The organism is Flavobacterium sp. ov086 (assembly GCF_900187965.1).
Taxonomy (GTDB): domain Bacteria; phylum Bacteroidota; class Bacteroidia; order Flavobacteriales; family Flavobacteriaceae; genus Flavobacterium.
Map to the genome: position 1 here is coordinate 62,312 of NZ_FZNL01000018.1, position 23,711 is coordinate 86,022.

A 23,711-nucleotide genomic window follows, 5' to 3' on the forward strand; every position below is an offset into this window, starting at 1 on the left:
AATAACCATAACCTATATATGCCATGTCAAATTTATTATATACAATCGCCGTCATACTTGTTATACTTTGGGCTTTGGGATTCTTTGTTTACAGCCTTGGCAGTATCATTCACATTCTGTTAGTCATTGCTATAATTGCAATATTGCTTCGACTTATTAAAGGTCGCGAAATTTAAAAATCAACAAACTATTAATTTATATTAATCTATTAAAATCAAATATTATGAAAACGAGCAACACAATTTTAGGAATTTTAGGAGCTGCAGCAGCAGGAGCATTTTTAGGAGTATTATTTGCACCGGATAAAGGTTCGAATACCAGAAAAAAAATCTCAGATAAATCAAAAGATTATGGAGATAAAGTAAAAACCAAATTTGACGGAATTGTAAGCACGATTTCTTCAAACGGTAAAGATATTCTTGAAGAAGGCAAAGCAAAATTTAATCAGGCAAAAGAGGACTTCAATACTATTAAAGATGAAGCAAAGACTGTAAAAACGAACTATTAAAAGTGGACTTTTTAAACCATAAATACCCTCTACCATGGAATCAAATGCAACAACAAACGAGAACTTAAATCTTTATGAGAAAGCAGAGAATTATACCAAAACAAGTTTAGAATTAATTAAACTTAAAACGGTATCAACATCAGCCGATGTTTTATCGACATTGACATCAAAGATCGCAGTTGGCGCTGTTGTTGCATTTTTTACCCTGTTCCTGAATATTGGTATTAGTTTATGGCTTGGAAAAGTACTTGGAGAGTATTATTACGGTTTTTTTATCATGGCATTATTTTACTTAATTGTTGCCATTGTGATGCACAAAACGCAGCACAAACTGATTAAAACCCCTATTGGAAATATGATTATTACCAGTATTTTAAAGGAAACTAAAAAAGATGTCCAAAACTGATTTCAATAAATTAATAACTAAAAAAGACTGTTATGGAAACTATTTACACTATTGATTCATTAAATCAGATGATTGAACAACTGGAAATTCGACAGGACGCCGAATGGTGCGCTATTAAAGACGAAATCGATGAAATCAAAGAGAATTTGAAACCTCTTAACCTCATCAGAAATACGGTCGAAGAAATCAACGAAACTGTAGGTTTTAAAAGCAATCTGGCTCAATCTGCCATTAGCATCGGAATTGGTTATCTCGCAAAAAGATTTGTGGTTGGAAAGAGCAATTCGACTTTCAAGAATATCTTCGGATCACTTTTGCAGCTTGTCGTAACCAACTTAGTTTCAAAACCGCATGAATCCTCAAAAGAGGCATCATAACAACAAGAACTATCAAAAGAGTAATTGTCTAACTAAAATTTATGTATTATGGAAAAGTTAAGCGAAATAGTATTAAAAAATGGTGTGTACATGTACTCTAATCTATATAAATGTTTTGAATTTACAAGAGTATTTCTAGGTATCTAACTTGCTTTATACGTTTTTTTGTAGACAAACGGTTAAACAGTTAATATCCTTCAATATATTTTTTAAAGGTCCTGAGTTACTAAGTCTCTGAGTTGCTTAGGTTTCTTTGCAAGCTTATTATAAGACTTAATTCCGAACCCAAAAAGAGACTGTTTCATATATGAAACAGTCTCTTTTTCTTTTTATAACACTGTGCTAATAAGAAAAAAAGAGCTCTTTATATATTATTTTAACATAGCCCAAGGTTTCAACCTTGGGCTATATAAATACAATAAAATTCCAGAGGTATAAGGATGATTTAATAAAAAAAGGCTGTTTCACTTTGTGAAACAGCCTTTTTTCTTTAATCTTAAAACCTCTCATTAAGATACACAGCTGTGCATCTCTACAGAAATCCTTTGAACCTTTGTCCCTCTAAGCCTTTGAACCTTTAAGAAACCTATTCTTCGTCGTATTCACGAATCAAAACGTCCGGATTTGATACATCAATTTTGTGCAAGACTTTAATAAGTAACCCATCAGCAGAATATTCATAAGAATTTTCAGGAAAACCAGAAACCGTTCCGTCTTCATGAGTAATACTTGTTGTAGTAATATCTAAGTAATAAAACGGGTCCAAAATCTCATCTTGTGATATTAAATAAGGCTTACGATCGCTGTTATAAACAGATATTTCGGTATCATAAAATGACTCTTTATCATCTGTATAAATTGTCGTCATTTTGTTTTTCTCATAAATATGGTGTCGGATCATATCAAAAATTGTCCCGGAACTATCTCCATAATGTATAGTAATGACCCTGCCTTGTGTATCATATTCATAGGTATCAATCGCTGTTACATTTCCAGCAGCATTTGTAGTTGTAGCCTTTGTAATTAAGTTGTTTGTATATTCATACGCAACCTTTTTTAGTATCGAACCTTCTCCGTTGCTAATTGTTTTGCTGGCTATTTTCCCTGCATTATACACATAATCAGAAACCTGAACCGCAGCAACTCCTGTTTTTGAATCGAAATAATTACGTACCGATTTTACCAAAAGTGTATCAGCATATGTGTATTGTATCGTAAAATTTCTCTTGCTGTTTGCTGCCGAAGTATTGGTTTGTTTTGACAACAATTTTGCAATTTTCATTTTCTCAGAATTCGTCACATCAAATTGGTACGATCCACCGGCAAAATATACCGTAACAGTAGCTGGCGAAATAAACGTTTTCTCTGTGATTTTGCAGGTATATACAGTTTCACCTATTTTAAAACTATAAATAACCGATATACCTTTATTTACAACAATTCCCGTTACCTTATACTCTACCCTGGTATTTTCAAATATATTAGAAAATGAAATGGTTTGAGTAAGCGGATAATAAATCACCGAAACAGGTTTAACAATATCCGGAATAGGTTGTGGAGTTGGATCTGCATTGTTAGGACGCCCTGTACTTTTAATCTTTACAATTCTTTCACCATAAAAAGCTTTGTATTTTGCTTGTGTTGGTTTTACATCTGCATAGACAATTTCAGGTTTAGTATTTCCGTCTTGTGAATCATTCGTACATGACGCCATTCCTAAAATTAGTAATAACAATAACATTCCTTTTTTGAACTCCATAAATATATTTTCTTTAAGCCGACCCGTTTATCATGTCAGGTCATTACATGTTAATACAAACGCAATAATTTTCTCATTAAAAAAGCCGAAATTACACTTTTATCTTAATATTTTAAAAAAAATATAACAGAAATCTAAATTTAACACAAACCACGTATATCCAACAATTCACACCAACAAAAAAGCCGAACTACAAGTAGTTCGGCCCTATTATAATAACATCCAAGATAAAACCTGAATCCCTAAGTACCTCAGAACCTCAGAACCTCTTTTAGAATACCTCAGAAGCTTCTTTTAATTTCTCCATATTGTTAACCAATTGTAACTCGGCAACAATTTTTTGGATATCACCATTCATGATATTTCCTAAATCGTAAAGTGTCAAACCAACTCTGTGATCTGTTACACGACCTTGTGCGTAGTTGTAAGTACGAATCTTAGCAGATCTGTCACCGGAACTCACCTGAGAAGTACGTTTTGTAGCATCTTCAGCTTCTTTCTTAGCCAATTCTTGTTCGTACAAACGAGAACGTAAAACGTTCAACGCTTTATCTTTATTTTTATGCTGTGATTTCTGATCCTGACATTGCGCCACTAATCCCGTTGGAATGTGCGTTAAACGTACAGCAGATTTCGTCGTATTTACAGATTGTCCTCCAGGTCCAGAAGAACAGAAGAAATCAACACGAACATCGTTCATATCAATTTGTACATCAAACTCCTCAGCTTCCGGTAAAACCATAACTGTAGCAGCCGATGTATGCACACGACCTTGAGTTTCAGTCTGAGGAACACGTTGTACACGGTGAACACCAGCTTCAAACTTCAAAGTTCCGTAAACATCTTCTCCCGAAACCTCAAAAATAACCTCTTTGAAACCTCCTGAAGTTCCTTCGTTCATATCTACAACCGAAGTTCTCCAACCTTGGTTCTCACAATATTTAGTATACATTCTAAACAAATCTCCTGCAAAAATACTCGCTTCATCTCCACCCGTTCCGGCACGAATCTCGACCATCACGTTTTTAGCATCTTCAGGATCTTTAGGGATCAACATAAACTTGATTTCTTCCTCAAGTTCCGGCAATCTTTCTTTTGCTTCATCAAGTTGCATTTTGGCCATTTCGGTCATATCTGCATCACTTCCGTCAGCAATAATTTCGTTTGCCTCATCTATATTAGCCATCAAAAGCACATATTCATCACGCTTTTCAGCCAATGCTTTCAAGTTTTTGTACTCTTGATTCAATTGCACATAACGTTTCTGATCAGAAATAACATCCGGCTGGATAATCAAATCCGAAATCTCGTCAAAACGTTGTTTTACTATTTGAAGTCTATCTAACATTTTCTAATTCCTTTTATTGGAGTGCAAATTTACGAAATTTTTGTTTAAAATTCTATCATTAACTTTTTGTGTTTTTTAGGTAGAAATTTTAGTGGAAATATGATGGTTTTTTGGAGCTGTTTCCTGCTATTCGCTATATCTTTTTAGGCAGAAGATTTATCGTAAAACAAGAAAAATTCGTTTGCCTAAAAAGGATGCCGCTTCTATCAGGGCTATGGGTTTCAGTTTTAATTATATCTTTTTTCTCAAATTTACACCAAAGTCAGATCACTTAATTCGTCGGCTAATTTGTGTAATCCTTTAGAGATCTGCAACATCTTGTCACTTGACAAAGTTGCTAAACCTTTCGTGTATTGCCGGAATAAGCTTTGATTTATTCCTGCATAATGCTCTGCAAAAGCCGATTTATTGATTACACTAAAATAATCAAATACCTGCTCTAAATCAATCTGATAACTAATATCGAAATCAGTTATTGTAACCTTTTCTCCTTTTTCCTGTAGATATTCTACATGATATTGAAGAACCTCATTAAAATTTGCTTTTATTTCGGATATATTATTACCAACTGTAGCCAATCCATCAATTTCTTTTGCATAAGCTGAAAAACCTGTAGCAGTTTTTTCAATAACAACCGAGATTATCCTTTTTTGTGTATTCATATTCGTCTGAATTTTACATTTAAAATAAGCTGTAGAACTATTTAAGTCCTGCTGCTTTCAAAATACTATTTAAAGTGCCATTTGCTATTTCTTTACTACCATGTCTGGGAATAGTAAGTTGATTCTGTTTTGTTGCGTGCCGATACAAATCATGGTTCGCACCATTTTTATAAAGAAACCAACCATCCTCTTTGAGAAGTTTCAACAACTCATTTACTGAAGCCATCTGCTTTAATTTAAATTACCACAATTGTATTTTTTTCATATTTGTGGTATTTAAATATTATTAGATTTCTTGCTTTTAGAGCATGTAAATATATAACATTTTTGCTATATAACAAAAATGTTATACATTGAATTAATTGAGGTATTTATGGATTTCCGTAAAATCATTCAATTAAAGATATTTACTTTTAGCAAAAACTATTTTAATTAAAAATCAGGTGTTTTTACTTGGTGGTAAATTTGAAATAAAAACGATGTTTGTTTTTTTTATTTAAATGCGGTTTTACATAAAAGGATGTTACCGCTATCACGTCTAATAATTTAGATTAAGAGTTTACGGATTTCCATAAAATTCGTGAATTAAAAGGAGCTATGTTTATGAAAAATATTTTCAATCAATTCTTTTGGTATTAGATCTTAAAAAACAAAACTCGGTATAAGACCAATTTTAAAATAGATTTGTGAAACTTTGTTCGTATATAATAAATATACAGGCTATTTATAATACATATTTAAGCATAAGAAAATAAATTAAATTGAAATAAATCTTTAAAATTATTTGAATGAATAAATACATTAAAAAAGGAACAATAATTGTTGTTCCGCTTGTCGTAGGATACATTTTTGGACAGATTTTTCCAATTGATATCTTAAAACCAAATTTTCCAGAAAACGAAGTTTTAAATAAATCTGAATATTATAAATTTATTGTTTCTGTTATTGCAGCATTTATAACTTTCTGTGCAGTTGTTGTTGCATTATTTAAAGATGATTTGAGAGAATATTGGAAAAGACCAATTTTAGATTTTTCAGAACCATCACAAATGACGATTGAAGAATTTAATAATAATTCTGAATCAGGCTCATCAACCGATAACTTAATTGCTAAAATATATATATCCCGAATTGAAATTAAAAACAATGGCAATTTACCATCAATTAATACCGAAATATTTATTGAAAAATTAGAATTTAAAGAAAAAGATACTAATATTATTCAGCAAATTGAATGCTATGGTAAACCATTATTATGGAATGGAACAGAATCTACATCAATGATTTTACCTGCAGGAGCTAAAAAACTTATTGATATAACAAAAATTACTGCTCCAGAAAAAATTTCAACTCCAGATTCTCAAACAACAAAATATCCTTCTAAAGTTATAATTGGTGGAATTGAAAATCATAAAGAACAAATAAAAGGAACTTGGTATGCGACTTTTGGTTTGTATGCACAAAATCACAATTCAATATCTTTTAAAATTGAAATGGAGTGGACTGGAATTTGGAAACCACGATTAACAGAATTCAAAACTCAATATCAAATAAAAAAAGTTTAATAAATGAAAAAGTTATATATAATAAAATATGACGTCTCCGATAGCCAAATATTTGATAATAGAGTTAAAGGTCTTGGAGATTGGGTAAAATATTTTTCAGATAATTGGATAGTTTCTAGCGAATTATCCGCAAAAGAGATTTATGAAAAAATTACAGAAGAATATGAAAATAAAAGCATTTTCATTGTAGAGTTAAATCCAACAAATTATTACGGAAGAATGAATACTAAAGTTTGGGAATTCTTAAAAGCTAATAAACAAAAATAATAGTAAAAATCCCCCGCTGGTATGATCGTCGCGCTTATGAACTCACTTATTTTCAAAGAAAAAATTCAATCTTTATGGCGCAGATTGCAAATATGCGCTATGAGGTTTTAACATATTATCTAATTAATAAACTATGAGTAATCTAAAACAATTCAGAAAAGATTTGAATGCACATCTTCAAAATGAATTCAATGCATCGAATGAAACTGATAGTATTAAAAAATTAGCCGAAGCAGAAAATACAGTGCATGACTTTGTAGATAATTATATTGAAAAATTCGGACTGAATAGAAGCGATTTAAATATCATTTCTAGCGATTTAATAACTGAATTTGCAAAAATAAAAATCAAATACATAGAATAACGACACGGATATTTCTTTACGTTCAATAGCGCGGATTTATTCCCATTAGCGCAAGCCTTCCATTCGTAAGCGCAATCAAAATAACGTAATAATAAAAAGAAAAAAACAATCTGTTTGTGTACGAGTAGGGCAAATTCCAAAATATGGCTAAATCTAATCTCAGACCTACTGTTAGACCTACTGTAGAAGCAGAACGTTAACAATAAGTTTAATACTAATTATAATTTAAGAAGCTATGGTTATCGACAAGATACAAATCATTAAAGACACTATAAACAATTACAAAGTAATTTCAGTTCCATTAAAAAATGCTTCATATAAAATTATAATCAATCAATTTCCTTCTGAAACATCTATTGGAGAAAAAATTCTAGAAAATTCATTAACAATAATAATCGCTTTAATTGCTGGATTAGTAGCACTATACCAAGTTAAATCAAATATAGTTTCAACCGCCAGAATAAAATGGATAGAAACACTAAAGGAAGATATTAGTAACCTATACAACTATGCATTGAGTGCAGTATTTTTTTATTCAGAATATATTAATGAAACCGATAACGATATATATCTTAAATATTTAGAAGCACATTCTAAATTTTATGTTCTTTCAAATAGGATAAAAATGCAGCTCAACATTAAAGAAACAAAACATAATGATTTAAATACAATATTAGACGAGATTGATTCAATGTTAGACAGTAGCAATAAACAACTCAAAAATATTACTCAAGAGAATGTAGAAGAAAAACTAAGAGAAATTGTAATTATATCACGAGATATTTTCAAAATTGAGTGGGAAAAATCTAAAAAAATTTTTAAGATCTAAATTGCACACTTTCCCCCGCTCTCCGAAGTGTTCTTTACGAAGCGCTACGCAAATGTCTCTGACTTTGCGTAATTTTTATGTTCTTAAAAACTATAAATTTGATAAAAGTCTCTGACTTTTTATGAATCTTTGTAATAGGATAATAATAATAATAATAATAGATTCAATAGAACCAAAATAAACAGATTCTAAGTTATACTATTGAAACAAAGTTTTAAACCTAACATAAAATAAAAAATGCAAAAGAAACAAAGACATGGATGTTTAACGGCTTGGTTAATTTATTTAATAATTGCTTATTCATTTGGTACAATTCTTTATTTCTTTAAAAGTGATGAAATGTCTAAGATTGCTAAATATCAAATTTCAGAAAATATGATGTTAATCCATGGTTCACTTGCATTATTAGGAATCGTGTTCTCAATAATGCTTTTTAAATGGGTAAAATTAGGATTTTGGGGTATTTTCAGTATTAGCATGATATTATTTGTATTACAAATATTAAACAGTAATCGAATTATGTCGCCATTTTTTATTGTGATTTGCGTGATAATCCTTTTTGGATTATTACAATTAAAAAAAGACAATAAAAGTGGTTGGAATAATTTAGAATAAAATCCCTCCACATTCTATCATAAAAAACAAATTACAACCTAAAGTTAAAAAGTTCAAATAAATGAATAATTACTTAATAGACATAATTGACAGAATGTTGGACAGGAGCGACCATAATATGGAAACTGGTTATGATAGCTCCAAAACAATTTCATGGAAAGCTTATAGAGAAGCCGAAAATGTTGAAAATGCAGAATACATTCCGCAATTAATTGCATTTATTGACAATGAAAAAGATAAAAAGAAGCGAGATCGTGCGTATTTTCTTCTTGGTCATATTACAAAGCACACAAATGATTTAAAAGCCTTAGACCATTTAATTTCCCGCGTTAATAAAGAAACCGATAAATATATAATTTCATCTCTATTAGACAGAATTGCAAATATCAAAAAACCAATCGGGACAGATTTACAACCTTTAATTCAAGCAACAAAAAGTGACAAATGGTTAATTCGGTACAGCGCTATACAATCCTTAAAAAACTCATTTGATAGCATTGCCGAAAACACATTAATTGATATTCTTGATAATTCTGATGATGTATATAACATAATTTATACAAATGCTACTCTAAATAAAATAGGAACATTAAAAGCGATACCTTTTTTAGAAAAACATTTAAAAAGTAGAAAAAGAGATGTAAAGCATTCTGCAAAATATGCTATTGAAGAAATAAAAAAAAGATATGAATAACAATTAACCTGAACATTCCAATAGAAATATAATCGAAATAATAATCTGTACAAAATCGAAAGACTTCAGAAAGTATCTGAATTAAATAAACATGAAAAAAACATTAGCTTTAGTAATTATTAGCTTTTCGTCACTTTTTGTTAGTTGCCAAACAAAACCTGGATTTACTAACACTTTACAAATAAAATATACTCACGGCGATGAAAGTCACAGCAGTGAAGAAATGAGTTTTGAAATTCATGATAATAAAGTTTATGGTAAAATAACTCGACCTAATGCCGATAAATTATTGTCTTCAGAAATTATATTGACAAGCGCTGATATTAAAACTTTGAATTCATTTCTAGAATTAAGCGAAAAATTTAAAAATAAATGCGATGAAATAAATTCAAGCTCAGATGTGCAGTATTATTCTATTTTTGTGGATAATAAAGTTGTAAAAATATATGAATGTGATTGGAAAGTTTATTCATTTTTTGATGTTAAACAACAAATCTTTGGTAATTATCTACAAGATCTTGAAAAGAAAAAGCAGATTTTAAATAATGAAATCTCTAATTTATTAATAGGAAATTGGAAAGCTAACGTATTACTAAATGATGTAAATAATAAATCTGAATACATTGTCGAAAAACTAACTACAAATCCATCTTCTGAATATATTGAATTCATTAAAGACGAAAAAGTGATACTTCATAAAAATGGAAAAAGTATTTATTATGACTATAGAATTGATGTTCTTGATGGAAATAAATTTTTAATAATGAATGGCGACGATAATAAAAACGGAGAAGAATTCATTTATGGTCATAGATTCCTGATTGATAGTTTAAGCCAAAATAAAATAATTCTAACACGATCCTTTTAACGGCATTACCTTCCCTTACGCAAGCCATTACAAGATTTATTTAGCATTCGACAAATAAATCTCATGCAAATCATCCAATACTTCCATTTCATCTTCTGGTAAAAGTTGTAAAGCAATTTCAAGCAAAGTCATTACATTATTATCCGCTTCATTAAATGAAAAAGTTGCCTGACTTCGGGCATCGTCATTAAGCAAAATAATACTTGCTTTTAGAAGACTTGAAACCATTAAATTTAATTCGTTATAACCGGATACTTTTAGGTTTACACTAAACGAATTGTCACTATTATTTTCTGATTTTAGTTTATTGAATTTATTGATTCTTTTCATTGATTCCAGAAATTCTGTGACCTTTTCTTTATATTGTATTTCCATTATTTTCTATTTTTTTCTTCAAAACGAAATTACAAGTAATAGATGACTTTTAAGTGATTGTATACAATCGGTTGTATGCAACTGAATGCATCAAAAAATAATTACAATTCAAATTTTTAACTTTATATTCGTCATAATTAAATATTCCAAAATCGCTCAATCTTTAAAAATAAATCCGGGCGATTTAATTAAAGATTTATAATACTTGCAAAATTTTCATTTTCGCAAGTGAGAAAAAATTGAATCAGACTTATAACAATTAAAATATTCTTTGCATTAAATGAAAATACATTCGAAATTTAGAACTCTTTATTTAATTAGAATTAACATGTTTTATATCATATTTGATTTCTTTTGTTTTTATAGTTTTTTTAATAGTTTTCGAACTGAAGATTTTATAGTAGGCTTAGGATCAATTATTTTTTTAGCATTGAGTATATTTTTTCACATTCAGAAACTTCGTGCAGTCACTGAAATTATTGTTTTAGAAAAAGGCATACAAAAAATAAGTTTAGCTTCACATAAAACAGAATTTATTCCTTTTTCGTCTATGGCAAATATTCAAACAGAACGCATTCAAGGATCTTATAGTGATGCAGGACAAATAACTACTGGTTATTTTGAAAGTACGATACTTCTGGAAAATGGCGAAGAATTACTAATTAGCCCTGATCAATATGATAATTATAAAGAAATTGTTGTCGCAATAAGGGATAAAATTTAAAAAATGAAGAAATATTTTGTAAAATCATTCTATGAAAAACTGGAAACAAGTATTTAAATATCTTCCTATTCTATTTTTAATATGGTTTATGGCACACACCATATTTATCACAATTGATGGTTTGAATGATAACGGAAAAAGTGCAGATGTTGCTGTTATTCTTGGCAACAAAGTAAACGAAGACGGAACCTTATCCGAACGTCTTGAAAAGCGTTTAGAATGTGGGCTAAATTTATATCGAAATAAGCGCGTAAAAAGAATAATTGTAAGTGGCGGTTTTGGCAAGGAAGGTTTTTATGAAGGAGACAAAATGAAAGAATTTTTAGTTGCCAATAAAGTTCCTGATACTGCAATAATTGTCGACAATTTAGGAAACAATACTCGTGCAACGGCAGATAATGTAACTAAATTACGAGATAGTTTACACTTTGAAAGCATAATCGTAGTATCGCAATATTTTCATATCACGAGAACAAAAATGCTATTCAAAAAACATGGTTTTCAAGATGTTAATGGCGTGAGTCCAAATTACTTCGAATTCAAAGATCTATATTCTTTATTAAGGGAATTTGTGGGTTACTACACGCAATAAAAACGATATATTTTAATGCTTAAAATAAAATTTCCATATGATATTTGAAAACCAAATATTAAACTATTTTGGTCCTAATTTAATAAAAAGAGACATTAATTTTATTATCAACGAGACATTAACCCAAGAAGAAATTGTAATTATTACAGAGATTGGTTTACCCAATACCATTTTGGATTTTAATTTTACAACTAATATTTCTTTATTATCTCCATCAGAAATTGTAATTGGAAAAGTCCATTCTGAAAACAGTATTATTCTTAATTTAGAATCGCGAAATATTACAAAAAATAATCTTAATTGCTTCTTAGCAAAATCACTTAAACATCTGGTTTTGCAATTGTACACTTACGATCATTTGTGGAAAAATGTCATTCCTAATAAACATTTTGGCAATTATAGGGAGAATTCTAATTTTAAAAAGTACGCTAAGTTTTTAGAAGCACAATTGTTAGAAATTGATCCGGATTTATTAAAAAATGATAACGCCTATTTTTGGGGTTCATTAATCGAGGACATAGAATTTGGCATCATTGGATAATACGAAAAAACACACAATAAAGCAGTATTTTACAAATTAATTCATATCTTGAAAGCCGTAAATCATTGACAGAAACTACATTGACAGAAAATATAAAAATTAAATTATCTTTAGATTAGGAATCAGCTCTTCGAAGTCTTCCCTTCGAAAAATTAGACGAATTAATATAAAAACATCTATAAATATTTAAACTATGTCAAACCACAATAAAAAAGTAGACGAGTATATTTTTAAAATGGCTGATTTTGCAAAACCTATACTCACTCATCTTCGACAAATTATATTTGAGACTTGTCCTGATGTTGAAGAAGATATTAAATGGGGAATTCCTCATTATGCTTACAAAGGTGATCACTTGGTGATGATGGCTGGATTTAAACAACATTGTTCTTTTAGCTTATACAAAGCTGAGCTAATGAAAGATAAAATGATCCAGGAAAGTGTAAAAGCAGGAAAAAAATTCGGATATATGGATAAGGTAAAAGATTTGTCTGAGTTACCTGATAAAAAAATTCTCGCAGCATACTTTAAAGAAGCTATGGAACTAAACTCTAGTGGAATATCAAAGCCAAAAGTAGTAAAAGAAAAAGTAGAAGTCGCTGCTCCAAAAGAATTTATTGAAGCATTAGAACAAGACAAAATTGCTTTTTCAATTTATGAAAGCAAGTCTCCTTCTTTTCGTAAAAATTATATAATCTGGATTGCTGATGCAAAAACAGACGAAACAAGACAAAAAAGAATTACGCAATCATTAGAATGGATAAGAGAAGGGAAAGACAGATTTTGGCAATCAAAAAAATAAAGACTCCGTTCTCCAAAGTGTTTCTATTATCGTAGTTATTATGTGACCTGACTTGATACAAGTTCTAACGAAAAAATACTAAACAAACAATAAGATTAAAAATTGTTAAAACAAAACACATACAGTAAATCAGCACTTTATGAATTAATTTATACATTTGATAAATTCCAAAAATCTATTCTTTGATTATTTTCTAACACTGCTATTAATGAAAGAACTTATTAAAATTGGCCGGCTATTTTATGGTATCGGTATCATTACTTTGGGAATTCATCAACTTGTTATCAAAAAATTTCGTTCAGAAATTTTATCTCCATCTCCTTTCTGGGCTCATAACAATATTATCTTCCCTATTGTTACCGGAATAGCTTTAATATTTGCAGGAATTATTATTTCGGGAGTATTTAAAATTAAATTTATAGACACAAAAAAAGTCTGTCTTTATTTAGGCTTTTGTTTTCTTGTGGCGATCCTCACTTCTCACCTACCTTATATTATAATGCTTAGTGCGGATAAAACCCCAGATTTTCAAGTTTGGATAGATGCTCTCGAAGAATTGACTTATAGCGGTGGTGCATTTGTAATGGCAGGATCATTTACAGAAAACACTTCGGCTAAAACCGAAAATAATTTCACATCAGTATTAGAAAAACTTATCTCATGTGGACGCGTTTTTTATTCGATTCTTATGATATTATTTGGATTGAGTCATTTTGCTTTTGCCCAATTTCTTGTTACAATGGTTCCAAAATGGTTACCAGCACCAATGTTTTGGACTTATTTTTTTGGTGTTGCCCTTGTCATTTCCGGAGTATCAATTATTTTCAAAATACTAATAAAACCAATTGCGCTTCTTTTAGCACTTACGCTTTTACTGTTTTTTCTATTCTTTCATATTCCTGATGCCATTGCAAATCCATCTGTAGGTGGTGGAAATGAAATTGTTCGTGCATTTATTGCGTTGCTTTTCTGTGGTATTGCAATAGTAATTGCCTTAACAAATGATCGTAAAAACAGCTTAGTTGAAATAATATAAAATGTTATTTTACTGAAATCAGACAACAGCACATTCCATATTTTTTTGTTCGATGATCTGCATATCAATTATTTTTTGAGCGATAGTTCCTCTTTCAAATAAGCGAATGAATTTAAAAACGGCGCTAACAAAATATCCGGGGTTTGAAACTAATCGGGCGATTTCTGTTATTCTATCGTCTCTTAGTTTTGTACAGGCTTCTCTCTCGTTTTCAGGAACTGCCACAAATTCATTGGCAAATTTCCAAGCGCCGTCTCTGGCAGTTTGCATACTAAAATCAATAAAAAAAGTGTCCATTTTGCCTGTCCATTTTAGGATCATCGTGAGCGTTGGCCAAATTTTGATTAAGCATTTTTCGACACCTCCAACCAGATTACTAAGAATGGCGTTTATTTGGTCAAAATCGTGTTTTAAACTCTCAATATCTTCTACTGTACTTACTTGGGCTGAGGCGATTCCTAAATCAAGATTTACATGCGCGTTGATTCCCAGTAATAAATGCTGCACAACTATTGGCCAGAATTTCTCTGCTTGTTCAAAGGCAAATCCCCAACATTCTGATGGTTTTTCTTTAGCTCTATATTGGTAATAGGCTTTTAAATACCGATTAGCAAAAATGACATCCAGTTTTTCCATTCGTTCCCCATTTTGAAAAGAACCATCCTGAATACCTTCTTTTACTTTTACAGTAACTTCGCGATATAACGTAGCAAACAAACCAAGATTGCTTTGTTCTACTTTTGATCTTTCTATTATTTCATCCAAAAACTGAATTACTTCGTCTATAGTAGTTGCTTGTTTCATAATTGGTTAGGATTATTTTTTTGGTAGAACGAATATAATTCTTTTAATCTTTGAAGAGTATTTTTTGAAGCAATTATCTTATTATTTTTTTATTCAGGAAAAACTTCTTCTGAAAAAACTATAAGTTTAATAAAGCTCACTATTTTATAAAATCGTTATAAAATTTAACAAATCTTTACACTTTCACTTACGGCTTCCCGTAAGGTTTGTGAATTAAAAGTCACTAAGTTTGAAACATCTTAAAATCATTTTAAAGAATTAACAACCAAACCAATGAAACTAATACTTGCCGCATTACTTTTTATTTTCAACTTAGCATTATCTGCACAAACCAACAATTTTGCTGGTGAATACTCACGCTCACTTGGTGAAGAAGGAAAACATATTATTGAATATAAATTGACCTTAAATCAAGACGGAACATTTATGTTTCATTACTACACAAAGATACAGGGCGGAATTCCGCCCGAAGTAAACAAATACGGAAAAGGAAAATGGAGCGCAAAAAATAATATGATTACTTTTTCGACGAATAAACAAGAAGACATTGACCAAAAATATACTTTAGATTTTAATAATTCTACAGCAAGATTTGTGACCAAAAATCCCAGAGACAAAACAGATCAAATAGTAAAAACAAGACTTACGTTTTTGGAATCCGGAATCCCGTGGATGCAAAAAATTGATATTTTCAAGATATAAAAAAACAAGCCTTTAGAAAAATGTGCAAAAGTCAAAAAGACATTTGCACATTTTTTTTATACGAAACTTTCCTGAAAAATATGTTTCCCTTTCTAATAATTTTCTGAATACTCGATCTTCTTTTCAACCTTGAATAAACACTAATAAAGTTCAGTCCTTTTTATCCAAAGCATTTTTGCTAATAAAGAGCAATTACGGATTTCCGTAAAATTTACGAATCATAAGACGGTAGTTTTGAAGTAATATTTATCACAAATAGTTATTTTATAATGGTTTGTCTCGACTTTTTTGTTTCTATAAATGAATCAAATAAATTCTTTTCGAACCGAAAAAAACTAATTAAAACCAATTATTAATTCTAAAATTTAATTGCAATGAGTAAAAAACCAATTCAAGCAACCGATCTCTTTTTGGCAATACTTGCCTTTTTATTAATTAGCGTAAGTTTTTACCAAACCTGGCTTGGACTAGACCAGATTTTTGGTCCTGCATCCTTTATAATTGCCTTAGTACTTTCCCTTTTATTATTGTTTTTAGTCTGGATGCTAAGAGTTGCCAAAACCGAAGGGCGTTCGACTTCAAGTCTAGTCGGTATTTATATTTTTATCGCTTCTTTTTGTTTTATGGCAAATTTTAATGCTCTGTACACAAGATTTATGCGAACCGATATTTACACAACCGAATTAAGGGATATAAATGAGCGTTTTAATAATCTGGAATCAGATGTTCAATCTAAATTAAGTTATAAATATAACGGCGCAACTGCTCAAAATATTGAAATTAAGAAAAAGCAGATGATGGAGCAGATAAAAGATCCGGGGAATAAAGGAATAGGAACCAGAGCACAGTCTTTGATAAGAGATATAGAACAATTAACGGGTCAAAAAGTAGATTTTCTTACTCCTGTCCGTAACGATTATGATGACCTGGCCGAACGAATGGGACGCCAAATAGATAATATGATTTCTGACCTTTCTCCGGAAGAAAAAGCTTTAAAAACTGACATCAATAATGCGGTCTTAAAATGGAATAAAAAGATTCAGGATTTATTACTGCTTTCTAAAAAAGAAAAAGACGATATCTCTCAGGGCTTAATTGACGAATCACTAACCGAATACAACAAGTTAGGCAATCGTGCTCATACCGTTTTAGGCGAAGATAAATTTAAATTCACTCCCGAAATTTCAAAAACACAAGACGTTGGAAAAATTGGGTTTGCTTTTGACCACGCTATTAAAAACTTCGGAATGTACCAATTTGTTGTACTAATGGGTTGTATTTTATTAGATTTTGTTATTGTCATAATTGTATTATTAGTCACTACAAACAATGCAAATAATAATAGTACAAGTGTATTTGGCGGAAACAAAAGAAATGGTAAAGTATTAATTGCAAAAAACTAAAATTATATAAAAATGGTTAACGATAGCAACAATTTAAAGCCTTTGATTTTTGATGATGAAAGAATAAAACCAATTTCATTTGAAACAAAAAATGAAATAAAAACTGATTTTGTTCCTTTGGCAAATGCAAGTACCAATGAGATTAAAAACAAAGACAGTAATTTTGTTTTCTTTTTTGGTGTTGGCGAATCCGGAAAATCAGTTATTCTTTCTTCGATGCTCTATTACTTAAGTTCACAAGCCGGAGTTTTACGCCCCAAATTAGGAACTCCAAATTCAAAAGAAGCACAAGTTCTATTGGCTGATTTTTTTGAAAATATCAGACAAGGCATTCTCCCAAACAGAACAACGCGCGATCAGGTGACACGATTAGATTTAATATTTGAGCCTAATAATAAGTCAAAAAGGGTTCCTCCCATTAACTTAACTTTTCTGGAAACTTCTGGCGAAAATCATAAAGATATTAGCAGAGGCGGAACTTATCACAGTAGTATTGAAGCTTATTTAAATGCCAATATACCTTTGACTTTTATAATTGTTACCAGTTTTGACATGGCACATTTAGAAGATACATTAATAAATGAATTTCTGGATGAACTGGAAAGAAAAGGGAAAAATTTAAAATCTATAAATGTGATTTTAGTGGTTTCTAAATGGGATAAATCCGGTAGAACAGATGTTTCAAATGAAGATGAATTAGAAAACTTCATTAACGAACGATTACCCAGAACTAATACCAGAATAAACTCGTATGAATTAAATAAAACTTATTTTACAATTGGCAGCATTGAAAACAATGGAAACGGGGAGAGAATTACACTTTTAAATCTGGCTCCTGCCCAAATTTTATCTAATTGGCTTTATGAAAGCATTGTTGGTTATCCGTTAGATTATGAAGGTACTTTTTGGGAACGATTAAAATTTAACTTTTAAATGGAACAAAATATATATTTATTAGCATTTGGAACATTTGGAAATCCCTATGGTTTTAGACAAACTTTTTTTAGGGTTGGGAATCAAAATGTGGCAAAATCAATCAAAACATTCGATTTAAACACTAACGCAATAAAACTATTTGAAGACAGTACCATATATTCTATTCGTAAAGAAACAGCAAATGGCTTAAATTCAATTGCATACTCAAAATACTCCTTTGCAAAAGAACAAAATTCTGATCGAGGAGGAACTTTTATTGGGGCAAGCATTTTTTTTACAAATGAAATTGCCGAAGATCATCTTACGATTACTAAACTAAACGAATTTCATAAAATATTAGCTGCTAAAAACGTTGAGGATAAAACGATAATGGTGAATCATTCAGACAACTTTTCTGTTGATCTGCCTCAGGATTTCGACAAACTTAGCTTTAATCTAAAAAGTTTTGATGAACCGTCAAACTTCAATACATCAAATGCCTGTTTAGTAGTTTATTCTTCGATAGAAACCAATAAACTACAGCAAAATTTAAAAAAAGCATTAGAGTTATTAAATAATTTCGATACTGTTTTTTTTACCGATAATGAAGAAATTGCAAAATTTACTCATAGCAAAGGCCTTTATAAAACCGTAACCGAAGAAGGATTTAATACTGAAATACAAGCTTTAAGAGAAGAGAAAAAGAAACGATTACAGGTAATGGTAAATGATTTCGAAAAAGAAATAACAGAGCTTGAAGAAAACAAAAGAGTAACTGTTAAGGCACTTAAAGACAGTATTGAAGAAAATTCAAGATTGCATCAGGAAAACGGCAGAAAAATTGAAGAATCGAGAAAACAGATTCAAATTGTTGAAAATAAATATCATGAGTTCTCAAAAAAAATAAGAGAAGCTATAAATTATGTAAATTCAAATAAAAAAATTGAAGACATAAAGTTGTTTCATTCTGAAAATAAACGTGAGTTCATAAACTTTGTGAATCAAAATACCAAGCCACAATATTTGAATACTCTAAACAATATTCAACCGAAGACTAATCTAACCACCCAACATCAATTAAATCACGATTGGTTACAACCCAACAGCAAATTCCAAAATAAAGGACAAACCAAAACAAAAGATTCTTCTAAAGTTTTTATTGTATTATCCATTCTGTTTTTTGTTTTATGGGTGTTAACAGTGTTTTATTTTCTGTTTTTTAATAGCAATGAGAATTCTTTTAATTTTATAAATGCATAACATGAATTACAGTTTTATATCAACTATCAAAGTCTTTACGAGATTAAAAAACATTCTATATAAAAACTTTGCGCCCTAGCGCCTTCGTGGCAAAAGCCAAACAAAAATTTCAATACCAATTTCTAAATCCCTAATTTCGCCTATTAAATAACGAAGGAGAAAAAATGAAGGTCTGTATTGCCGAAAAACCAAGTGTAGCACGTGAAATCGCATCCGTTTTGGGAGCTAATACCAAACACGACGGATATTATGAAGGCAACGGATACGCCGTGACCTATACCTTTGGACATTTATGTACCTTAAAAGAACCTAACGATTACAAACCACACTGGAAAAGCTGGGATTTAAACAATCTGCCCATGCTTCCAGAAAAATTCGAAACCAAAGTCGTTGAGAATTCAGGAATTCAAAAGCAATTTAAAATTGTAAAAAGTCTTTTCGACAAAGCCGAAGTGGTTATAAACTGCGGGGATGCCGGACAAGAAGGAGAATTGATTCAGCGTTGGGTAATGAATGAAGCACATTACAAAGGCGAAGTACAGCGTTTATGGATTTCATCCCTTACCACAGAAGCCATAAAAGAAGGTTTTGAAAATTTAAAACCCTCTGCCAATTACGATAATTTATTTTACGCCGGATTTTCAAGAGCCATTGGTGACTGGTTATTAGGTATGAATGCCACACGTTTGTACACTGTAAAACATGGCGGTTACAAACAAGTATTGTCTATTGGGCGCGTGCAAACGCCAACATTAGCAATGGTGGTCGATCGTTGGAAAGAAATCGAAAATTTTAAACCTCAACCCTATTGGGAATTGCAGACTTTATACAGAGAAACACTTTTTAGTTATGAAGAAGGTCGTTTTCTGAAAAAGGAAGATGGAGAACTTTTGGCTAATAAAGTCAAAGAAAGCGAATTCGAAATTGTATCTGTCGAAAAAAAGAACGGAAACGAATACGCTCCAAAACTCTTTGATTTAACAGGTTTACAGGTTTATTGCAATACAAAATTTGGATTCTCGGCAGATGAAACGCTTAAAATTGTACAAACGCTGTACGAGCAAAAAGTAGTTACATATCCCAGAGTTGATACCACTTTTTTACCAAATGATATTTACCCGAAAGTACCTGGGATTTTGCAAAAATTAACGCATTATGCTGAGTTAACACAACCGCTTTTAGGTAAAAAGATCAAAAAATCACCTAAGGTTTTCAACGATAAAAAAGTAACGGATCACCACGCTATTATTCCAACCGGAATAGAAGCTAATTTGCAGTATAATCAGCAACAAGTTTACGATATTATTACAAGACGTTTTATTGCGGTTTTTTATGATGATTGTTTGGTTGCCAATACTACAGTAATTGGAAAAGCTGCCGAAGTTATGTTCAAGACTACCGGAAAAGAAATCCTCAAAAAAGGATTCCGTGTTGTATTTGAAGATCCGAATGCTAAAGAAAAAGAAGCTGATATATTACCTAGTTTTGTTGTGGGAGAAAAAGGTCCTCATGAACCCTCTTTTCTTGAAAAAGAAACTAAGCCACCCAATCAGTTTACAGAAGCGACTTTACTTCGTGCAATGGAAACTGCTGGAAAACAAGTAGACGACGAAGATTTGCGCGAATTGATGAAAGAAAACGGTATTGGTCGTCCGTCAACTCGGGCGAATATTATTGAAACACTTTTTAAACGTCAATACATTGTTCGAAATAAAAAGCAAGTTTTACCAACGCCAACAGGAATTCAGCTTATTGATACGATTCAGAACGAATTAATAAAATCAGCTGAACTTACGGGTTCTTGGGAAAAGCAATTGAAAGATATTGAAAAAGGTACATTTACCGCTGCTGCATTTATCAGAAACATGAAGCGCATGGTTGAAGCTTTGGTATTTGAAGTACGAAGCGAAACCAGACACGCCAATATTTCGCATGCAGCAACCGTTCAAAAAGAAGTTGTAAAAGTAGAGAAAAAGAAAGCTGCCGGAATTTTGGCCGAAACCTGTCCGAAATGTAAAAAAGCAACGCTTATAAAAGGAAAATCCGCTTACGGATGCGGTAATTATAAAGCAGGCTGCGATTTTGTACTGCCATATACTTTTGCGGAGAAAAAAATAACAGAAAGTCAATATTTAAGATTAGTTCAAAAAGGTTCTACAGTCAATATAAAAGGCTTTAAAACCGAAGCAGGAACAGTCGAAGGATTGATTCGCTTTGAAGAAAATTACAAGCTTAAATTAGAGCCTAAAAAAACGGCTTCAAAACCAAAACCTGAAACAAAATCAGATGCATTAACATGTCCAAAATGTAAAAAAGGAACAATCTTAAAAGGGAATACCGCTTATGGATGCAGCGATTATAAATCAGGTTGTGATTTTAAAGTGACTTTTGATGATGTTAGAGCCAGATTAAAAGATCAAAAACCAACTAAAGAATTGGTTTATTCAATTTTGAGTGAAAGTGTATAGTTTTTTTTCGCCACGAATTCCACAAATTTTCGCGAATTATTCTTTTTTACTTTGGCTTAAATCATTTTAGTCTGTACCCGTTTTCTTGTATTAAATATTCGCCATTTCAAACAATTAATTCGCTAAAATTTGTGAAATTCGTTGCTAACTTTTTTTTAATAACTTAGCTTTTTAATTTAAAACCAAATATCAAAATATATGTTTCAGAAAATTACTCTTTTAGTGCTTTTAGTAGCGGTTGTTTCTTGTCAAAAAAAGGAATCTGTTGAGAAAGATAAAATCAAAATAGCAGATTGGCTTATCGGAAACTGGGAAAATACTTCACCAGACGGAGTACTTACTGAAAACTGGATCAAACTAAACGACAGCACTTTTAGCGCTGCATCATACTTCATAAAAGGAAAAGACACTTTGCATTTAGAAAACATTATTTTGGCTCAAAAAGGTGAAACTCTAACTTATTTTGCCACCGTAAAAGGTCAAAATGATGATAAACCTGTTGCCTTTCCTTCAACTTCTGAATCTGACAAACAGTTGGTTTTTGAAAATCCAAAGCACGATTATCCTCAAAAAATCACTTATACAAAGGGAGCTAATAATACTTTGACAGCTGAAATTTCAGGAAATTTACAAGGGAAAGTTAGTTCTGAGAAGTTTGTTATGACTAAGAAATAACTTAATCGCAGATCTAATTAATTTATAGCATCTTTCTTTTAAATACATTATTCCTTATTCATGAAATACATACTTCTTTTTACATCTCTACTTTTTTTTAATATAAACGTAGCTCAAACTACCATATCAAACATAGAAGGGAATTGGATAAACTTTAAAACTGAAATGAAAGATGGAAGCAGGCTTTACACTGGATTTCCAATAGATTCAATTAATACAAGATTTGTTATTGGTACAAATAAGTTTTGCATGAATATGAGTTTATTCAGTCAACTTGATTACAAAGAAAATTTATCAAAATGCCTTCTGGATTATAAACTAATAGACAATGTAATTCAAACATCTCAATATTCAGGATATATAGTAGAACGTTTTACTGCTGACTCGCTAACTTTATGCGAAAAAATTAATGATACTCCTGATGAAAAATTAAAAAGATTATATCTTGTAAGGGAAGAAACCATGATTGCTGACTATAAAGAAAAATACAAAAATCAAACTCATATAGTAGCTTCATCAAACTTTACTCCTAAAATCAAAGAGTCTTTTATGAAACTGCTGAATGAAGATTTTAATAAGCATAGTTCTTATTACAATCTTCGTTTAAGTGGAAGGATTATCATTTTTCCAAAAGAGAAAAAAGTAAAAACAGAAATCACTAATTCTACAAGAAAGGACTCAATACAACTAAAAAGAATAAGCAACTATTTCAATAATTCTTTTGAAGACTGGGATTTAAAAGATTTTATGGCATATGAATCTGTTGAATTACCGTTTGTTTTTGAAGTAAAAAAAAATTGGCCGAGCAACTAATATACTTTTCTTTACAAATGATGTAAATAGATTTGATAATAAGTACGGAATAACACTTCCTAAAATGGCAGAAGGTTCAAACTATTTCAAAAAAGCAATTCAATTATTTCAAGAAAAGAAGTTTTTAAGCGCTGCTGATTTCTTTGAAAAATCATTTGAAGCAGATCCTAGAAATATCGATGCACTTTACAATAAGGCAGCCTCATATGCTGGATTAGGAGATAAAGAAAATACTTGCAAAGTATGGAAACAAATTTCGGATTTAGGTCAAGTTAATGGAAAAGAACTTTATTTGAATAATTGCCAGTAAAAATAAAAATTTTTCAAAGATTTTTTTTA

Annotated in this window: 30 protein-coding genes; 24 read left to right on the top strand and 6 right to left on the bottom strand. The window is 30.7% G+C overall.

Features of this window, described 5'->3' with window-relative positions; genetic code table 11:
• Nucleotides 1-23 precede the first annotated feature (23 nt).
• Genes CHB81_RS26720 through CHB81_RS18430 form a run of 4 tightly spaced genes read left to right on the top strand, consistent with a single transcriptional unit; the run spans nt 24 to nt 1,291 of the window.
• The gene (locus tag CHB81_RS26720; RefSeq protein ID WP_110835997.1) at nt 24-176 is read left to right on the top strand and encodes a lmo0937 family membrane protein; all 153 of its coding nucleotides are present in this window, start codon (nt 24-26) and stop codon (nt 174-176) included.
• Nucleotides 177-223: 47 nt separating this feature from the next.
• A complete protein-coding gene (locus CHB81_RS18420; protein WP_089353306.1) occupies nt 224-508 on the top strand; it encodes a YtxH domain-containing protein in 285 nt (94 codons plus the stop codon).
• 34 nt (nt 509-542) lie between these two features.
• The gene (locus CHB81_RS18425; RefSeq protein ID WP_089353307.1) at nt 543-914 is read left to right on the top strand and encodes a hypothetical protein; all 372 of its coding nucleotides are present in this window, start codon (nt 543-545) and stop codon (nt 912-914) included.
• Between the two features lie 32 nt (nt 915-946).
• Entirely contained in the window at nt 947-1,291 is a 345-nt protein-coding gene (locus tag CHB81_RS18430; protein ID WP_089353308.1) for a hypothetical protein, read from the top strand.
• A 586-nt stretch (nt 1,292-1,877) separates the two neighbouring features.
• On the opposite strand, the gene CHB81_RS18435 is transcribed toward CHB81_RS18430, so the two are convergent.
• The 4 genes from CHB81_RS18435 to CHB81_RS18450 all read right to left on the bottom strand — a co-directional run bounded on the left by CHB81_RS18435 (nt 1,878) and on the right by CHB81_RS18450 (nt 5,286).
• The gene (locus CHB81_RS18435; protein ID WP_089353309.1) at nt 1,878-3,050 is read right to left on the bottom strand and encodes a hypothetical protein; all 1,173 of its coding nucleotides are present in this window, start codon (nt 3,048-3,050) and stop codon (nt 1,878-1,880) included.
• Between the two features lie 271 nt (nt 3,051-3,321).
• Nucleotides 3,322-4,398: a peptide chain release factor 1 gene (gene prfA, locus CHB81_RS18440; RefSeq protein WP_026981929.1), complete on the bottom strand. Its 1,077-nt coding sequence runs from the start codon at nt 4,396-4,398 to the stop codon at nt 3,322-3,324.
• Between the two features lie 251 nt (nt 4,399-4,649).
• Nucleotides 4,650-5,060, bottom strand: a complete 411-nt coding sequence (locus CHB81_RS18445; RefSeq protein WP_089353310.1) for a type II toxin-antitoxin system HicB family antitoxin — start codon at nt 5,058-5,060, stop codon at nt 4,650-4,652.
• A gap of 37 nt (nt 5,061-5,097) precedes the next feature.
• Nucleotides 5,098-5,286 carry a type II toxin-antitoxin system HicA family toxin gene (locus CHB81_RS18450; protein ID WP_089353311.1) on the bottom strand — a complete coding sequence of 63 codons (189 nt, stop codon included), beginning with the start codon at nt 5,284-5,286 and terminating at the stop codon, nt 5,098-5,100.
• A gap of 562 nt (nt 5,287-5,848) precedes the next feature.
• Here CHB81_RS18450 and CHB81_RS18455 point away from each other — a divergent pair.
• The 7 genes from CHB81_RS18455 to CHB81_RS18485 all read left to right on the top strand — a co-directional run bounded on the left by CHB81_RS18455 (nt 5,849) and on the right by CHB81_RS18485 (nt 10,262).
• Nucleotides 5,849-6,625: a hypothetical protein gene (locus CHB81_RS18455; protein ID WP_089353312.1), complete on the top strand. Its 777-nt coding sequence runs from the start codon at nt 5,849-5,851 to the stop codon at nt 6,623-6,625.
• A gap of 3 nt (nt 6,626-6,628) precedes the next feature.
• Nucleotides 6,629-6,892: a DUF3884 family protein gene (locus tag CHB81_RS18460; protein ID WP_089353313.1), complete on the top strand. Its 264-nt coding sequence runs from the start codon at nt 6,629-6,631 to the stop codon at nt 6,890-6,892.
• Between the two features lie 133 nt (nt 6,893-7,025).
• Nucleotides 7,026-7,256, top strand: a complete 231-nt coding sequence (locus CHB81_RS18465) for a hypothetical protein (protein ID WP_089353314.1) — start codon at nt 7,026-7,028, stop codon at nt 7,254-7,256.
• A 235-nt stretch (nt 7,257-7,491) separates the two neighbouring features.
• Nucleotides 7,492-8,085 (top strand): hypothetical protein, encoded by a 594-nt coding sequence (locus CHB81_RS18470; protein ID WP_089353315.1) that lies wholly within the window; start codon nt 7,492-7,494, stop codon nt 8,083-8,085.
• Between the two features lie 237 nt (nt 8,086-8,322).
• The gene (locus tag CHB81_RS18475) at nt 8,323-8,700 is read left to right on the top strand and encodes a hypothetical protein (protein ID WP_089353316.1); all 378 of its coding nucleotides are present in this window, start codon (nt 8,323-8,325) and stop codon (nt 8,698-8,700) included.
• A 61-nt stretch (nt 8,701-8,761) separates the two neighbouring features.
• A complete protein-coding gene (locus CHB81_RS18480) occupies nt 8,762-9,394 on the top strand; it encodes a HEAT repeat domain-containing protein (protein ID WP_141130420.1) in 633 nt (210 codons plus the stop codon).
• A 91-nt stretch (nt 9,395-9,485) separates the two neighbouring features.
• Entirely contained in the window at nt 9,486-10,262 is a 777-nt protein-coding gene (locus CHB81_RS18485) for a hypothetical protein (RefSeq protein WP_089353318.1), read from the top strand.
• A gap of 36 nt (nt 10,263-10,298) precedes the next feature.
• Here the strand turns inward: CHB81_RS18485 and CHB81_RS18490 are convergent, their stop codons facing one another.
• Nucleotides 10,299-10,637: a hypothetical protein gene (locus tag CHB81_RS18490; RefSeq protein WP_089353319.1), complete on the bottom strand. Its 339-nt coding sequence runs from the start codon at nt 10,635-10,637 to the stop codon at nt 10,299-10,301.
• 430 nt (nt 10,638-11,067) lie between these two features.
• On the opposite strand from CHB81_RS18490, the gene CHB81_RS18495 reads away from it, so the two are divergent.
• The 5 genes from CHB81_RS18495 (at nt 11,068) to CHB81_RS18515 (ending at nt 14,332) form a co-directional block, all read left to right on the top strand.
• On the top strand, nt 11,068-11,361 hold the full coding sequence (locus tag CHB81_RS18495; protein ID WP_132022420.1) for a hypothetical protein: 294 nt from the start codon (nt 11,068-11,070) through the stop codon (nt 11,359-11,361).
• Nucleotides 11,362-11,392: 31 nt separating this feature from the next.
• Nucleotides 11,393-11,953 (top strand): YdcF family protein, encoded by a 561-nt coding sequence (locus CHB81_RS18500; RefSeq protein ID WP_089353321.1) that lies wholly within the window; start codon nt 11,393-11,395, stop codon nt 11,951-11,953.
• A 37-nt stretch (nt 11,954-11,990) separates the two neighbouring features.
• A complete protein-coding gene (locus CHB81_RS18505; RefSeq protein WP_089353322.1) occupies nt 11,991-12,494 on the top strand; it encodes a hypothetical protein in 504 nt (167 codons plus the stop codon).
• Between the two features lie 193 nt (nt 12,495-12,687).
• Nucleotides 12,688-13,296, top strand: coding sequence for a YdeI family protein (locus CHB81_RS18510; protein ID WP_089353323.1), 609 nt, complete (start codon nt 12,688-12,690; stop codon nt 13,294-13,296).
• Nucleotides 13,297-13,504: 208 nt separating this feature from the next.
• Complete coding sequence (locus CHB81_RS18515) at nt 13,505-14,332, top strand: DoxX family membrane protein (protein WP_089353324.1); 828 nt, start codon at nt 13,505-13,507, stop codon at nt 14,330-14,332.
• Nucleotides 14,333-14,350: 18 nt separating this feature from the next.
• Here the strand turns inward: CHB81_RS18515 and CHB81_RS18520 are convergent, their stop codons facing one another.
• Entirely contained in the window at nt 14,351-15,136 is a 786-nt protein-coding gene (locus CHB81_RS18520; RefSeq protein WP_089353325.1) for a DUF5995 family protein, read from the bottom strand.
• Nucleotides 15,137-15,409: 273 nt separating this feature from the next.
• Between CHB81_RS18520 and CHB81_RS18525 the strand changes: the two genes are divergently transcribed.
• The 8 genes from CHB81_RS18525 (at nt 15,410) to CHB81_RS18560 (ending at nt 23,682) form a co-directional block, all read left to right on the top strand.
• The gene (locus CHB81_RS18525; protein WP_089353326.1) at nt 15,410-15,838 is read left to right on the top strand and encodes a hypothetical protein; all 429 of its coding nucleotides are present in this window, start codon (nt 15,410-15,412) and stop codon (nt 15,836-15,838) included.
• A 374-nt stretch (nt 15,839-16,212) separates the two neighbouring features.
• Nucleotides 16,213-17,241 (top strand): hypothetical protein, encoded by a 1,029-nt coding sequence (locus CHB81_RS18530; RefSeq protein WP_089353327.1) that lies wholly within the window; start codon nt 16,213-16,215, stop codon nt 17,239-17,241.
• A 12-nt stretch (nt 17,242-17,253) separates the two neighbouring features.
• Nucleotides 17,254-18,174: a hypothetical protein gene (locus tag CHB81_RS18535; protein ID WP_089353328.1), complete on the top strand. Its 921-nt coding sequence runs from the start codon at nt 17,254-17,256 to the stop codon at nt 18,172-18,174.
• Nucleotides 18,175-19,416, top strand: a complete 1,242-nt coding sequence (locus tag CHB81_RS18540; RefSeq protein ID WP_089353329.1) for a hypothetical protein — start codon at nt 18,175-18,177, stop codon at nt 19,414-19,416. It abuts the gene before it with no gap.
• A 164-nt stretch (nt 19,417-19,580) separates the two neighbouring features.
• Nucleotides 19,581-21,884 (top strand): type IA DNA topoisomerase, encoded by a 2,304-nt coding sequence (locus CHB81_RS18545; protein ID WP_089353330.1) that lies wholly within the window; start codon nt 19,581-19,583, stop codon nt 21,882-21,884.
• 198 nt (nt 21,885-22,082) lie between these two features.
• On the top strand, nt 22,083-22,559 hold the full coding sequence (locus CHB81_RS18550) for a DUF6265 family protein (protein ID WP_089353331.1): 477 nt from the start codon (nt 22,083-22,085) through the stop codon (nt 22,557-22,559).
• 60 nt (nt 22,560-22,619) lie between these two features.
• Nucleotides 22,620-23,372 (top strand): hypothetical protein, encoded by a 753-nt coding sequence (locus CHB81_RS18555; protein ID WP_089353332.1) that lies wholly within the window; start codon nt 22,620-22,622, stop codon nt 23,370-23,372.
• Between the two features lie 64 nt (nt 23,373-23,436).
• The gene (locus CHB81_RS18560) at nt 23,437-23,682 is read left to right on the top strand and encodes a tetratricopeptide repeat protein (protein ID WP_089353333.1); all 246 of its coding nucleotides are present in this window, start codon (nt 23,437-23,439) and stop codon (nt 23,680-23,682) included.
• The last annotated feature ends 29 nt before the right edge of the window (nt 23,683-23,711 follow it).